The following is a 13,880-nucleotide window of genomic DNA, read 5'->3' as shown; positions in this document are numbered from 1 at the left end:
CAACGCACCTTACTTATTGTATTATTTAGATAAATTTTTCACTGCTTCTTTTAAGAATGCTGTTTTACTCCAAGCTGTACCACCTTGTGCCATTGGGTCTACAACGTTTACAAATACTTTCTTTTCTTTCGCAGCATTCATACTTTGCCAAATTGGATTGCTTTCAATTTCTTCTAGCACTTTCGGATTTTTATTTTCGCTTGTCTCATATTGTAAGAAAATATAATCCGGGTTAAGTTCAGCAAGTTTTTCAAATGAAATTTTCTCTTGTGCTTTTACAGTTTTAAGTTGTTCTGGAGCAGTTAGTCCAAGATCTTTATAAATTACAGGGTTGAAGTATACTCCTTCTGGATATAGGAATAATTCATTTGCTCTTAGTCTAATTACAAGTACCTTTTTGTCTTTTAACTTATCTCCTAATTTTGCTTTTGCTTTTTCAGCGTCCGCATTGTAATCTTTAATAATTTTTTCTGCTTTATCTTTTTTACCAGTTAATTCTCCCATTAACTTTAAGTTATCTTCCCAATCTGTTGAAACGTGTGATACCGGGAACGTCGGAGCTACTTTCGTAAACTTTTCAGCTGTTTCTGCTGGGAATTTCGTACTAGATGTAATAACATCCGGTTTTAATTGAAGTAATGTTTCAAAATTAGGTTGCATTTTTTCACCCACAGATTTTGCACCCTCTAATTCTTTTTCAAGATACTTTGGTAATTTACCACCTACAGTAATTGCACCGACTGGTTTAATTCCAAGTACTGCTGCATCTTCCATTGACTCTAAACTAGCTGTCGCAATTTTATCTACTTTTGCTGGTACTGTATATTCTTTACCTAAATATGTAATTTTTCGTTTTTCATCTTTTTTTGTTTCCGTAGCTTTTGTCTGTTGCTTTTGTTCCCCTGAAGTTTTATCCGTACTATTACATGCTGCTAAACCTACACTTAAAACTGTAACCATCCCTAATGTAAATAACTTCTTGTTCATCTTTATATATCTCCTCTCAAAACTTGTAAATAGATTATTTTCATATGAAAACTTAACTACATGAAACTTGTCCCAAACATATATTTCATTAGATTAATAATTTTATCCGGAACTCATTCTCATTCACTTCCCCTAAACTATAATTCTTTTACACTTCATCCATCGATAACCCTTTTCAATGATAATGATTATCGTTACTAAGTATATATTTAATATGCAATTATTTCAAGAATGATTTGAAAAATTTTAACAAACTGAATTAAAAAGAAGTATCCGCCTATTATTAGCGAGATACTTCTTTTTTTAGAAATTTATATGTAATTCAACTGGACAATGGTCTGATCCCATTATTTCACTGTTAATTTTCGCCTCTGTTATTTTGTCTTTCATTCTTTCCGAGACAACAAAATAATCTAAACGCCATCCAATATTTTTTGCTCTCGCTCCCATACGATACGACCACCACGAATATGCTCCTTCCTGATCAGGATAAAGGTAGCGATACGTATCAACAAATCCTTCTTCTAAAGTACGTGTAAACTTCTCCCTCTCCTCATCAGAGAATCCAGGGTTTTTACGGTTACTTTTTGGATTTTTTAAATCTATTTCTTTATGTGCGACGTTTAAATCTCCGCAAAAAACAACTGATTTCTTTTCATTTAATCGTTTAATATAGGCCCTGAAATCATCTTCCCATTTCATTCTGTAATCTAAGCGTTCTAATCCACGTTTGGAGTTTGGTGTATATAACGTTATCATATAAAAATCTTCAAATTCTAAAGTAATGACTCGTCCTTCTTGATCATGTTCCTCAATTCCTAATCCGTATGTAACAGAAAGCGGTTCCTTTTTTGTAAAAATAGCCGTTCCTGAATATCCTTTTTTCACAGCATAATTCCAATATGTATAATATCCATCTAAATTTAAATCAATTTGTCCACTTTGTAATTTAATCTCTTGTAAACAAAATATATCTGCATTGGATTCTTCTAGATATTCTAAAAATCCACCTTTTGCGATAACTGCTCGCAAACCATTTACATTCCATGAAATTAACTTCACTTATAGTCCTCCTCTTGATGTTCACTTCCAAATTTCATGCTATCACAAAATAGAAAAACAATCATATTTTCATCTTTGTAATCTTGCTCTTACATTTGTGAATACGTACATACGTACATGATTCAGGTTATACTAATTTCAGAGGTGATGATCTTTGCATAATGAAGGGTTTACGTTAACAAATGAGTATTGGCAAGCAATTATTCATAATGATTCTTCATATGATAACAAGTTCTTTTATGCTGTGAAATCAACCGGGATCTTTTGCCGGCCATCGTGTAAATCGAGAATACCAAATAAAAACAACGTACGAATTTTTCTAAATGCAGAGCAAGCACTGCATGAACACTTTCGTCCGTGCAAACGTTGTAAACCAAATGGGATAATTTTACCTAATGAAGAGTGGGTAGAACAAATTAAAGACTATATCGAAAAACATTATGACGAAGCACTAACTCTCGGCCTACTTGCAGAAATGTGCCACGGTAGCCCTTTTCATTTACAACGCACTTTTAAAAGACTGATAGGAATAAGTCCCATAGAATATATACAGCAATTTAGGATTGTTAAAGCGGCAGAATATCTTTCACATACAAATCAATCCGTTAAGGAAATTAGTACTGCTGTCGGGATAGAAAACACGGAGTATTTCGCAACTTTATTTAAAAAGAAAACCGGATTTACTCCTACTGAATATCGAAAAAAGAACGAAATGAAAGAGGGATACAATAATGAATTCCTATAAAAATAAATCTATATATTGGACGCTAATTACACATAAAAATTGGCGCTTGCATATTGCTGCAACTGAAAATGGACTATGTTTCATTGGATCTCAAGACGAAAACTTTGAAGAACTAAATTTGTGGGCTAGAAAAAAACTGCCACAACATATATTGACTCGCAATCCAGATTACCTGCAAACATATACAAAAGAAGTTATCGAGTATTTAGAAAACAAGCGAGAAACTTTCACATTTCCTATTGATGCTTACGGAACTGAATTTCAATTATCTGTTTGGAATACGGTACGTGAAATTCCTTACGGAAAAACATATTCTTATTCAGAAATTGCAGAAAGAATTCAAAAACCTACAGCTGTACGTGCCGTTGCTTCTGCTATTGCTGCCAACCCACTTCTTATTACAATTCCTTGCCATCGCGTTATGGGAAAAGATGGAAAACCAACTGGTTTTAGAGGCGGATTAGAAATGAAGAAAGAATTGCTTACATTAGAAAAGTTACCGGTGGAATTCATATGACCGCAGAATATAATAGCACATTGACTTTAGCAGTTCCGAAAGAATTTAGTTTCCAAGCAAATTTACGCTATCTATCACGTTCTAACAATGAATGTATGTTTCATATTGAAGATAACAAAATTTATAAAGTCATCCCTGTTCACGATGTAAATCCTTTTGTTGAAATTAGTATAAATACTGATGGCAATATTCAAATACGTTTTTTAGGAGAATCATATATCTCTAAAAAATGGATATGCGATGCTGTAGCTAACTATGTAAAAGAGTGGTTTGATTTAACTACGGATTTAGCTCCCTTTTATAAATTAGCAAAACATGATCCACTCCTTCAAGGTCCTATTCAAGAGTATTATGGGCTTCGCACATTAGGTATTCCAGATTTATTTGAAGCACTTTCCTGGGGAATTATCGGTCAACAAATTAACCTCACATATGCCTATACTCTAAAAAGAAGATTAGTCGAAAACTTTGGCAATTATGTAGAATGGAACGATAGAAAACATTGGATATTCCCCTCACCTGAAGTAATAGCAAATCTAAGTGTAGAAGATCTCGCATTATTAAAAATGACTACAAGAAAATGTGAATACTTAATTGACATCGCGCAGCTCATTACAGAAGGTAAATTATCAAAAGAATCTCTATTAGAAATACAAGATGTGAGGCTAGCTGAAAAACAATTAACTAGCATTCGCGGTATAGGTCCATGGACTGCTCACTATGTTTTGATGCGTTGTTTACGCTTCCCTTCAGCTTTTCCAATTGATGATGTCGGCCTGCATAATGCTATCAAATTTATAACAGGTGCCGAAAAGAAACCGACTAAAAACGAAATAAAAAAATTTGCAGCAAATTGGACAAGTTGGGAGTCTTACGCGACTTTTTATTTGTGGCGGGTGCTATATTGAAAAAAAAGCATTTTTAAGTGCTTTTTTTTAATATATTTTCAGGCGATATTTCATCATCGCTTTTTGTATAATAGTTTTCATCATGATATGGTAAAGATAAGTGTTCTAACTTCTCATCGTCTTCTACACACATGATTTTTAAAGTATATCCTTCGAAATCAACTGGAAAGAAAACTTCTTCACTTTGATTTTCGTTTATTGCCAAATCAATCATAGCCCTTAATTGCTCTAACCCTTCTTTATTTCCAATAATAATAGCTTGATCATGCCACATTTGTTGTCCATATATATGACAAACCTTATAATCTTTGAAATTCATAAATGTTCTCCTATCTACTTTTTCACATGCAAAAACTTCACACATACCGGTTCTGGCGCACTTATTCCATCCTGTAAGAGCACTAATTTCCCCGTTAATTGATTTCTAGAGAATAAAGTCAATGTATTAGATTTTTCATTCGCTGCAATTAAAAATCTTTCGGTCGGATCTAAAGAAAAGTCACGTGGCCAATCTCCTTCTGTCGATACTGTTTCAATAAAAGTTAGCTCTCCATTATACTCATTTACTCGAAAAACTGCGATACTATTATGCCCACGGTTTGCTGCGTAAACGAATTTGCCATCAGAAGAAATATAAATTGCACTTCCATAACTATCTTCACTATACTCTCCAGGTAATGTCGAGATGTATTGTTTTTCTTTAAAACTGCCCCTCTGTGCATCATATTGCAGTACAATAATTTCTGAACTTAATTCTGTCATAACATATGCATACTGCGCACTTGGATGAAATATAAGATGCCTTGGACCACTACCATGTTTTACAGATAACCGTGCAACTTCTATTAGTTCTCCGTCACTTTCTTTATATGTAATCACCTTGTCTATTCCTAAATCAACTGCTACTACATATTTTTCATCAGGAGTAAAATCCATATAATGAGCGTGTGCCTTTTCTTGTCTTTCCTTATTTGGTCCTGACCCTTTATGTTCTACAATTACCGTAGCAGCATTTAAACTTCCATTATCCTTTTTCACTAAATAGGACTCTACTGTTCCTTTATGATAATTAGCTGCTACTACTATACTATTCTCCCGATTCACACTTACATAGCACGGCGATGCCCCTTCTAAAACTTGCATGTTAATCGAATTTAGATTACCGGATTTATTATGAATGGAAAAACTAGCAATTCCACCTAACCCATTATCTTTCGCAACAGAATAAAGGTACTCGTTGTTATGACTAATCGTTACATACGTCGGGCTTCCTATATGAGCTGCTAATTCGACCCCTTTAATTTTTCCGATGTTCGTATCAAGTAGAAATTTATAAATCCCCTTACTCTCTGCTTTTGTATATGTCCCTATATAACCATGAAACTGATTTTCACTCATACCATTTCCCCCTTTTACAAACGTCCTGTAACAAGTTTCACTTTGTATTTTTTACTATAGAAAAGAACCAAGTAGCACTTCATTACTACTTGGTTCTCTTTTTAAGCTTGTTCTTCAAATCGTCTTGCGATTTCTACAATTACTTGAACAGCTTTTTCCATAGTATCTACCGAAACATACTCAAATTTACCGTGATAGTTTTCACCACCGGTAAAAATATTTGGCGTTGGTAATCCCATATACGATAATTGTGATCCATCTGTTCCACCACGAATTGGATGGATGTTCGGTTCGATATTTAAACTTTTCATCGCTTCATATGCAATATCAACAATTTCTCGCACTGGTTCAATTTTTTCAAGCATGTTATAGTACTGATCATTCATCTCTAAAACAATCGCATTTTCGCCGTACTTCTCTTGCATGTTTTTCACAATATCTTTAATGTTATTTTTACGCGCTTCAAAATGATTACGATCAAAATCTCGGATAATATAGTAAGCTTTACTTTGCTCGACGTCACCATTTAAAGAAAGTAAATGATAAAAACCTTCATATCCCTCTGTATATTCTGGCGCCTCTTCTACTGGCAACTGTCTATCGAATTCCATAGCAAGTTTACTTGCGTTACGCATTTTGTTTTTCGCTGTTCCAGGATGTGTATTTGTCCCTCTAAAAGTTAATTTAGCGCTTGCAGCGTTAAAACTCTCATATTCTAAACCACCTAATGGACCTCCGTCCATCGTATAAGCAAACGATGCACCAAACGCTTCTACATCAAAATGAGCTGGCCCACGACCAATCTCTTCATCTGGTGTGAATGCTACTCTTATTTTTCCATGCTTAATTTGCGGATTATGTATTAAATAATTCATTGCGACCATGATTTCTGTAAGACCAGCTTTATCATCTGCTCCAAGAAGTGTTGTACCATCAGTTGTAATAATTGTATGTCCTTTATATGATGGTAATTCCGGGAACTGTTCAGGTGTTAACACAACATTTAATTCTTCATTTAACGTAATCGCATTACCATCAAAATTTTCATGAATTTGTGGTTTTACGTTTTTCCCTGTAAAATCTGTTGCTGTGTCTAAATGAGCTAAAAAGCCGATTACAGGAACATCCTTATCTGTATTAGCAGGCAGTGTTGCCATTACATAACCATTATCATCCATCGTCACTTCTGATAACCCAATCTCTTTTAACTCTTTCACTAATAACTTCCCAAACTCAATTTGCCCTGGTGTTGTAGGCACTGTATGACTTTCTTCATTTGATTGTGTATCAATCTTTACATATCTCGTAAATCTTTCAATAAGTTCTTGTTTCAAATTCGTTCACTCCTTTTATAGTTCTCTCTCTATTATAATCCTTAAAACGAAATATTTTAACTTTTTTGACTGTGAAAATATATATCCATTTACATTTTTAATAAATCATAAAAAGACATGATATTTGTACATTGAAATTCAAACATGTAATATACATCATTATATATTGGGAGGTTTAAAGATGAGGCTAACTCTCTTTCGTTATTTTCTTTTTTTCCTAGGATTAATTTTTTTTGGACTTGGAAATGCTCTCGCAGTCAAAGTTAAATTCCTCGGTTTACACCCTTGGGAAGTTTTAAATATGGCTCTCTACCAACGATTTGGATGGACAATTGGTACTTGGAGTGTCATATGTGGATTATGTCTCGTTCTTATCTCTTTACTAGTAGATCGAAAATATATAAACGTGGGCACATTTTTAAATGCACTACTTATCGGTCCTATTATGGACTTTTTCTTACAATCAAAAATCCTTCCAAACGCTAGTGATTATTTATGGATAAACTTACTCATTTTATTTTCTGGTATTGCAATTACAGGAATTGGGGGCGGCATGTACGTTGCGGCTGGCATTGGTGCTGGACCCCGCGATGGATTCATGCTTACCATTTCTGACAAAACTGGGTTATCTATTAGCCGTGCTCGAATCATTGTAGAATGCTTTGTACTAGTCATTGGATACATGCTAGGAGGTCCTGTTTTTATCGTAACTTTTCTATACACTTTTATTCAAAGTCCAATATTCCAGCATTCATTTAAGGTATTTCAAGCACTCTTACATATTTTACATAACAAAAACAAAGAGCAAATTAATGAAAATATATAAAACATAACTTAATACCAATTACTCTTTTCATTAACTTTCTTACAAATAATTCACCCTATTTACGATTCCCACCGCAAATAGGGTGTTTCTTTTTTCATCCGATAATATATATTTAATTAAACATCAAAAGCATATACTACTCATTCACAATAAAAGTATATACATCATTATAAATACAACCATTTACTCTAATAACATACTTACCTGATTTATTGAACTGAACTGTATAATTACTTAATTGTACCGCTTCTTTATCTCCTGAAAGAATATCAATACTTCTACCACTCAATAAATAAGATTCACTTTGATTCATCGCTACATTAATAGCATTGAACTTCTCCTCTTTCGCTTGTGGTGTTTCTGCAGTACTTACACTTGGTTCTAAAAAAAGTAATCCACTTAATCCAATTGAACCCGCTAGAGCTACTCCTGCAAATTTTTTCATTTTTTTCATCACAATGACCCCCTTATAAATTTAGTGTAAAGGCGATTTCTCCCCCCCCCCTTACACCACAAAGCCTATATGTAACGAAATGAAAAGTAAACACGTACAACAAGACAAAATTCTACATCTTTTTCTCCTATTGAATATAAATCCAGCGTTTGGAGTTTTGTCACATTTAAAGTTGTTTCCCTAAACCAATTTCTCAATAAACTATTCAAAAACTGAATAATTACTTATTGATTTAACATTCTAAAAATAGTTGATAAAGATGCTTTCTCTTCAAAAAAAAGAGTGTGTTTCAAAAGTAACTTTTAAAACACACTCCATATACTCCATTTCATTCTTCTCTCCATAATCTCTCTACATTTATTAATTGCTCGTCTTTAAATTCTAGCTTATATACGTCTGGTTTTGATGTATTCATTAAAAATTCAAGCCCATATTGGTTATCAAAATAGTTCATCATCAATGTCATTACAAGCCCATGTGTACCAACTACAATTTTATGTCCTTGAAAATCCATTAATATTTCTTTTAATATTTTCACTACTCTTCTCTGACAATCCACATACGATTCTCCTCCAGTTAGTGTGAAATCTGGATTAGAGAACATCTTCTTTACGAGTGGATACACTTCCTTATCTGATATAATCTTATCCTCACTTAAAAACCTACACTCTTTGAGATTTTCATATACTACTATTTCTTTTTCATGGTAATTAGCTGACTTTTCTATCGTTAACATAGCCCTCTTATACGGACTTGAAATGAAAGTATCAATTCCCTCTGTTTCTAATATCTCAGTTACTCTATGAGCATCTAAAATTCCCTTCTCAGTTAATCCACGTGTTCTTTCATTTCCTTCTAATTTTGGCGATTCACCATGCCTAACCATATAGATATATGTATTCATAATTCCTCCTTGAAAATATTTATAAGTTAATTACTTAATTTAATCTTTTCCGTATCAAAACTTGAACACAATCAAAATATTAATTTATTCTTCTTTTATGAACTTTACTGAGCAGTTCGTCTAACCCACTCCGAAACTAAACTCTCAAATAATTCAGGCTGTTCAATTTGTAAATTATGTCCCGCCATATCTAATACCGCTAATGTTGCTCTTGGATAATCTTCAATGATTCCTACAATATCTTGATAACCTACCGATATATCTTGTCTTCCAGCTAAAAAAAGAACGGGTTTCTCATATTTTTTATGCTGGAAGTCCAAAGTAAGAGAGTAATTTTTTTGTAATCTTTCAATAAACCCATCATTAGCAATATCTAGCCCAGGCTTAATTTCTTCTTTGAAACGCTTATATGTATACTCATTCGCAACCACTGCTAATTCACAAAATTCTTCCCTTTCGGTTGAAGTAAGCGCGTTTAAAAATTCTTCATCACTTACAATTACCTGTTTATCTGGAAGAAGCTTTTTTCTCGTTGCGCTACAACAACAGGACATACTAACAATAATCCATTAACTCTATCAAACATCTTTGAAAGTATCCCGCTAGCTAAATATCCCCCGTAAGACTCTCCTACTAGTAAAAAATCTTTAGTTGGGATGATTTTCTCAATAAATGCAGTTAACAGTTCTAATATACAATCTGAACTATTTATCCAATCTGGGGCATTCGATTTTCCCATTCCAGGTAAATCAATATAAATTCGTTGATATCCTTTAGACTTCTGAAACACTGTTTCCATACATTTCTTCATTAATCTATGGTCAGGAGAACACCCATGTATGATAAGTACTGGCTTTCCTTCTCCAATGATTTCATAGTATACTTCTGCATCCCTAATCCGGCATATCATAAAAAAACCTCCCTATTTTTATATTCACCTTTAAAAACAACCCTCTCAAACTCAAAAGAATACACGTTCTCATTTTATATCTTTTCAGAAGTTAATTTCAAATCTTAATTTTCAGATTACAAATATAAAAAAGCTTCCCTATGAGTGTATCTCCTCCAAGGAAACTTTTTTATATTTTCTTTTACTCTATCAAAATTCGAAACTTCTCTAGCCTCATTCTTCTATTTGCATCAATACAATTCTCCAACCATCTGGGTCCTCTATAGTAATCCCCTTTTCTTTCCAATATGGATTTTCTGGATCTACTTCATCGTATCCCATTGCGTGCAGCCTTTTACTCACTTTTTCTATTTCATTACATTCTTTAATATAAAATACAAGTAAATTATCTTTTGTTGGAGCAGGACATGGGCTTCCATCTATATGTCTTGTAAATTCTAAATGAAATTCTTCATCCGGTAGACCAAACATGACTCCATCATAGCCGTCATGGTCATTAAACTCTCCTATACGTTTTAAACCTAATCCTTCTTCATAGAATGCAATAACCGCTTCAAACTTGTCTGTTGGACGTGCTATTCTAAACTTCACCCATTTCATCGTGATTTTCCCTCCATATTAAAAATCAATTACTGTATTACATATTATTGTATATAATCAACACGTTTCTTTAATCCCTCATTAGTATGAGAATAGGTACATACAAAGGTCTTACTTAATACACTTTAATAACGAAAAATTCCCCTCATCTAGAGAGAAGTTCCCATCACTTTATATGCAATTTTACATCTCCGCTTGCAAATCACTAAAAAACCTTTAAAATCTAAAGGATGACTAAATATACAAATTCTATCTGCATTCCTTATAAATTAAAAATTATTGAACTCAATACTTTTTCAATTTTAAGAAGTATTACATTCTTCATTTTTTTCTTATAAGCATGCTTTTTATAAGGAAATCTGATACAATCTTTAAGTAATATTAATATGTATAGATATTACGAATATAGTGCATACTTAAAGAAGGTGATTTTATTGAAATTAAATAAAAATTTACAACTATGTATATTAATTACAACATTAATATGCTATTCAATCTATTTTATGTTTTTCTTTCTGTTCCCTACTCATTTTTCAAATTTCAATGTACGCTTCGCTTCACTCATCGTTGAAGTCATTACATTTATATCGCTAATTTACTCTATACATTCTAAAAAAGTTAGTTCAAATCCTTTTTGGATATGTATTACAATTGCAATTGGTAGTTTTTTATTAGGAAAAGTAGTATATACGTATCAAGATACCTTTTTCGAACTTCCAATACATCATTTTACTATTTCTGATGTATTTTACATGTTTTTTCTATTCTTCTGTCTTATCGCTTTCTGCTATAAGATCTTAAAAGAATGCAATAAGTGGGAAAAAGCTTTCTTTATTTGTGATATATGTATAGTACTTACTTCCATATTCACATTAGAATGGTATTTATTTAATCAGCCAAATTTAAATATATTCTCACTTTCACTCGGAGATATTTTCCTTTCATTTCTATATCCAATTGCAGATCTATTATTTCTTCTACTAGGTGTTAGTCTCTTTTTCCGCCCAACAATTTTTAAGTCCAAGCGAAAAATTTATATCTTTATTTTTGTATTAATTAGTTCTGCAACTTTTAACTATATTTATTTTTACTTAAATACCCATTTATCAACTGACACTATAACATTTTTACGTCTTTTATATAGAATACCTATATTGCTTATCGCAATAGCTGGGTCTATTTCAGAAGATGATAATAGCCATAAAAATTATTTCATTGTAAACCCTATACTAGGAAAGAAAGTTTCAGTCGTATTTCCCTATCTTGCTGTTGCAATACTAATCGGGTTTACATTAAAAGAACAAACAGCATCTTCCACTCTCATTACAGGAAATTGTATCGCTTTTGTTTTTGTACTTATTCGACATTCTATTGTAGGTATACAAAACGCTACTCTAACAAAACGTCTACAAGCATTTAATGCTCAACTAGAAGAAAAAGTTACTTTAAGGACTTCTGATTTAGTCCATAAATCAGAGGCTCTATCTCAAAAACAACAAAAGTTTAAATCATTATATGAATATCATCCTGATCCTATTTTTACGATTGATTTAAATGGAATATTCTTAAATGTAAATAAAGCCGGGAGTATGCTACTTGGAGCGCCAACAAACGAGTTACTTGGTGAAACATGTTTTTCGATTATTTTAGAAGAAGATAAACATAAACTAGCATCTGCATTAGAAAAAGTTAAACAACAAGAATCAGCATCCTTACAACTTAGTTCTCAATATAAAGATGGCTTTACTTATTTTTTATACGTTACCATCGTTCCTATTATGATAGATGGACAAATTTCAGGAAGCTATATTATGGTAAAGGATATTACCGCACTAAAAAAACAACAAGAAGAAATAAAATATTTAGCATTCCACGATACTGTAACGAAAATTGGGAACCGATCCTTTTTCCATAGGAAGTTAAGAAAATTTATAAAAAATGCTCAAACAACACAAAGTGAGTTTGCATTATTATATTTAGATTTAGATCGCTTTAAAGTAATTAACGATACACTTGGACATTCGTCAGGTGATTACATATTAGAAGAAGTAGCAAAACGTTTCCAATCATGTCTTCCATCACATACTCATCTGTCAAGAATCGGTGGCGATGAATTTACAATTTTAATCGAAAACTATACGGACCATGATTCCTTATTCAAGTTATGTAACCAATTATTTGAAGGCATGAAAAAACCGTTTGTCCTACATGAGCATAAATTAACTTTATCACTTAGTATCGGCATCGCTATATATCCATCTGGTGGAATCGATACCGCTACACTCTTAAAAAACGCTAATGTTGCAATGTATGATGCTAAGGAAAAAGAGCCTAACTCTGTCTCTATTTATGACGATGTAATCGCTAAAAAAATCGAAAGACGATTACGATTAGAGAAAGATTTACCAAACGCAATTCAAAATGAAGAATTGTTCCTTTTATATCAACCTCAAGTTGATAGCAAATCAAATAAAATTATCGGTGCCGAAGCTTTAATCAGATGGAACCATCCCGAATTAGGTGTTATTTCTCCATATGAATTTATCCCTATCGCCGAAGAAACACTACAAATTATTCCAATAGGAAAATGGACATTACAGCAAGCCTGTCAGGAAATGAAACGTTGGCACACAATCGGATATTCTCATTTAAAAATAGGAGTAAATTTATCTGCTAAAGAGTTTGAACAAGAAGATTTTGTAAAGTCTATTTCTTCTACTTTAGCAACTACAGGTTTACCAGCAAGTTCTCTCGACCTTGAATTAACAGAACGAATTGCAATGATGGACGAGCGAGAAACATTGATAAAACTACGTACACTAAAAAATTTAGGAATTCACATTTCAATCGACGACTTTGGTACAGGCTATTCTTCGCTAGCCTACTTACCTTTATATCCCATCGATACGTTAAAAATCCCGAGAGAATTTCTTACAATGTCTGAAACGTGTGAAGATGGAATGGAAATCATTAAAACGATCATCACATTAGCACATACATTAGGAATGTCTGTCATTGCTGAAGGTGTAGAAACGAAAGAACACGTAAATTTCCTTCAAAAAAATAAATGTCAGTTTATTCAAGGTTATTATTACAGTAAACCTATTTATACAAATGCATTTACTGAGCTATTAGAAATCGGTATTCACCAATAGTACATAGCTAATCGGTATAAGTAATAATGAATTTGAGCAACTATAGTAAAAAGGAAAGAAGATACCTTCTTTCCTTTTGT

General features: G+C 32.7%; 13 protein-coding genes and 1 pseudogene. 5 read left to right on the top strand and 9 right to left on the bottom strand.

The window, feature by feature from the left end:
- Nucleotides 1-21: 21 nt before the first annotated feature.
- On the bottom strand, nt 22-987 hold the full coding sequence (locus tag MKX77_RS06265) for an iron-hydroxamate ABC transporter substrate-binding protein (RefSeq protein ID WP_215553906.1): 966 nt from the start codon (nt 985-987) through the stop codon (nt 22-24).
- Between the two features lie 303 nt (nt 988-1,290).
- On the bottom strand, nt 1,291-2,049 hold the full coding sequence (locus MKX77_RS06260) for an exodeoxyribonuclease III (RefSeq protein ID WP_044439849.1): 759 nt from the start codon (nt 2,047-2,049) through the stop codon (nt 1,291-1,293).
- Between the two features lie 154 nt (nt 2,050-2,203).
- Here MKX77_RS06260 and MKX77_RS06255 point away from each other — a divergent pair, with 154 nt between their 5' ends.
- The 3 genes from MKX77_RS06255 to MKX77_RS06245 are packed head-to-tail and all read left to right on the top strand — an operon-like array spanning nt 2,204 to nt 4,219.
- The gene (locus tag MKX77_RS06255) at nt 2,204-2,794 is read left to right on the top strand and encodes a bifunctional transcriptional activator/DNA repair enzyme AdaA (protein ID WP_341306048.1); all 591 of its coding nucleotides are present in this window, start codon (nt 2,204-2,206) and stop codon (nt 2,792-2,794) included.
- Nucleotides 2,781-3,311 carry a methylated-DNA--[protein]-cysteine S-methyltransferase gene (locus MKX77_RS06250; protein WP_341306047.1) on the top strand — a complete coding sequence of 177 codons (531 nt, stop codon included), beginning with the start codon at nt 2,781-2,783 and terminating at the stop codon, nt 3,309-3,311. The genes MKX77_RS06255 and MKX77_RS06250 overlap by 14 nt, the downstream gene beginning before the upstream one ends.
- Complete coding sequence (locus MKX77_RS06245) at nt 3,308-4,219, top strand: DNA-3-methyladenine glycosylase family protein (RefSeq protein WP_341306046.1); 912 nt, start codon at nt 3,308-3,310, stop codon at nt 4,217-4,219. Before MKX77_RS06250 ends, MKX77_RS06245 begins: the two co-directional genes overlap by 4 nt.
- A gap of 13 nt (nt 4,220-4,232) precedes the next feature.
- On the opposite strand, the gene MKX77_RS06240 is transcribed toward MKX77_RS06245, so the two are convergent.
- From MKX77_RS06240 to pepT, 3 genes are all read right to left on the bottom strand, one after another.
- Nucleotides 4,233-4,538, bottom strand: a complete 306-nt coding sequence (locus MKX77_RS06240; protein WP_341306045.1) for a hypothetical protein — start codon at nt 4,536-4,538, stop codon at nt 4,233-4,235.
- Nucleotides 4,539-4,552: 14 nt separating this feature from the next.
- On the bottom strand, nt 4,553-5,617 hold the full coding sequence (locus MKX77_RS06235) for a lactonase family protein (RefSeq protein WP_341306044.1): 1,065 nt from the start codon (nt 5,615-5,617) through the stop codon (nt 4,553-4,555).
- A gap of 101 nt (nt 5,618-5,718) precedes the next feature.
- Entirely contained in the window at nt 5,719-6,951 is a 1,233-nt protein-coding gene (gene pepT, locus MKX77_RS06230) for a peptidase T (protein WP_341306043.1), read from the bottom strand.
- A gap of 181 nt (nt 6,952-7,132) precedes the next feature.
- Between pepT and MKX77_RS06225 the strand changes: the two genes are divergently transcribed.
- Nucleotides 7,133-7,777 (top strand): YczE/YyaS/YitT family protein, encoded by a 645-nt coding sequence (locus MKX77_RS06225; RefSeq protein WP_002137875.1) that lies wholly within the window; start codon nt 7,133-7,135, stop codon nt 7,775-7,777.
- Between the two features lie 136 nt (nt 7,778-7,913).
- Here MKX77_RS06225 and MKX77_RS06220 read toward each other — a convergent pair whose 3' ends face one another.
- The 4 genes and pseudogenes from MKX77_RS06220 to MKX77_RS06205 form a co-directional block, all read right to left on the bottom strand.
- Entirely contained in the window at nt 7,914-8,231 is a 318-nt protein-coding gene (locus MKX77_RS06220) for a hypothetical protein (protein WP_341306042.1), read from the bottom strand.
- A 328-nt stretch (nt 8,232-8,559) separates the two neighbouring features.
- Nucleotides 8,560-9,135, bottom strand: coding sequence for a histidine phosphatase family protein (locus MKX77_RS06215; RefSeq protein ID WP_033707106.1), 576 nt, complete (start codon nt 9,133-9,135; stop codon nt 8,560-8,562).
- 104 nt (nt 9,136-9,239) lie between these two features.
- Nucleotides 9,240-10,045, bottom strand: a pseudogene (locus MKX77_RS06210) (alpha/beta fold hydrolase).
- Nucleotides 10,046-10,258: 213 nt separating this feature from the next.
- Nucleotides 10,259-10,645, bottom strand: a complete 387-nt coding sequence (locus tag MKX77_RS06205) for a VOC family protein (protein ID WP_002066723.1) — start codon at nt 10,643-10,645, stop codon at nt 10,259-10,261.
- A gap of 434 nt (nt 10,646-11,079) precedes the next feature.
- Between MKX77_RS06205 and MKX77_RS06200 the strand changes: the two genes are divergently transcribed.
- Nucleotides 11,080-13,800: a bifunctional diguanylate cyclase/phosphodiesterase gene (locus MKX77_RS06200; RefSeq protein ID WP_341306041.1), complete on the top strand. Its 2,721-nt coding sequence runs from the start codon at nt 11,080-11,082 to the stop codon at nt 13,798-13,800.
- The last annotated feature ends 80 nt before the right edge of the window (nt 13,801-13,880 follow it).

It is taken from the genome of Bacillus sp. FSL R9-9410 (assembly GCF_038050385.1).
In the GTDB taxonomy this organism is placed as follows: domain Bacteria; phylum Bacillota; class Bacilli; order Bacillales; family Bacillaceae_G; genus Bacillus_A; species Bacillus_A cereus_U.
Note: the sequence above shows the minus strand (reverse complement) of the source record. Positions and strands in the feature narration are given on the sequence as shown.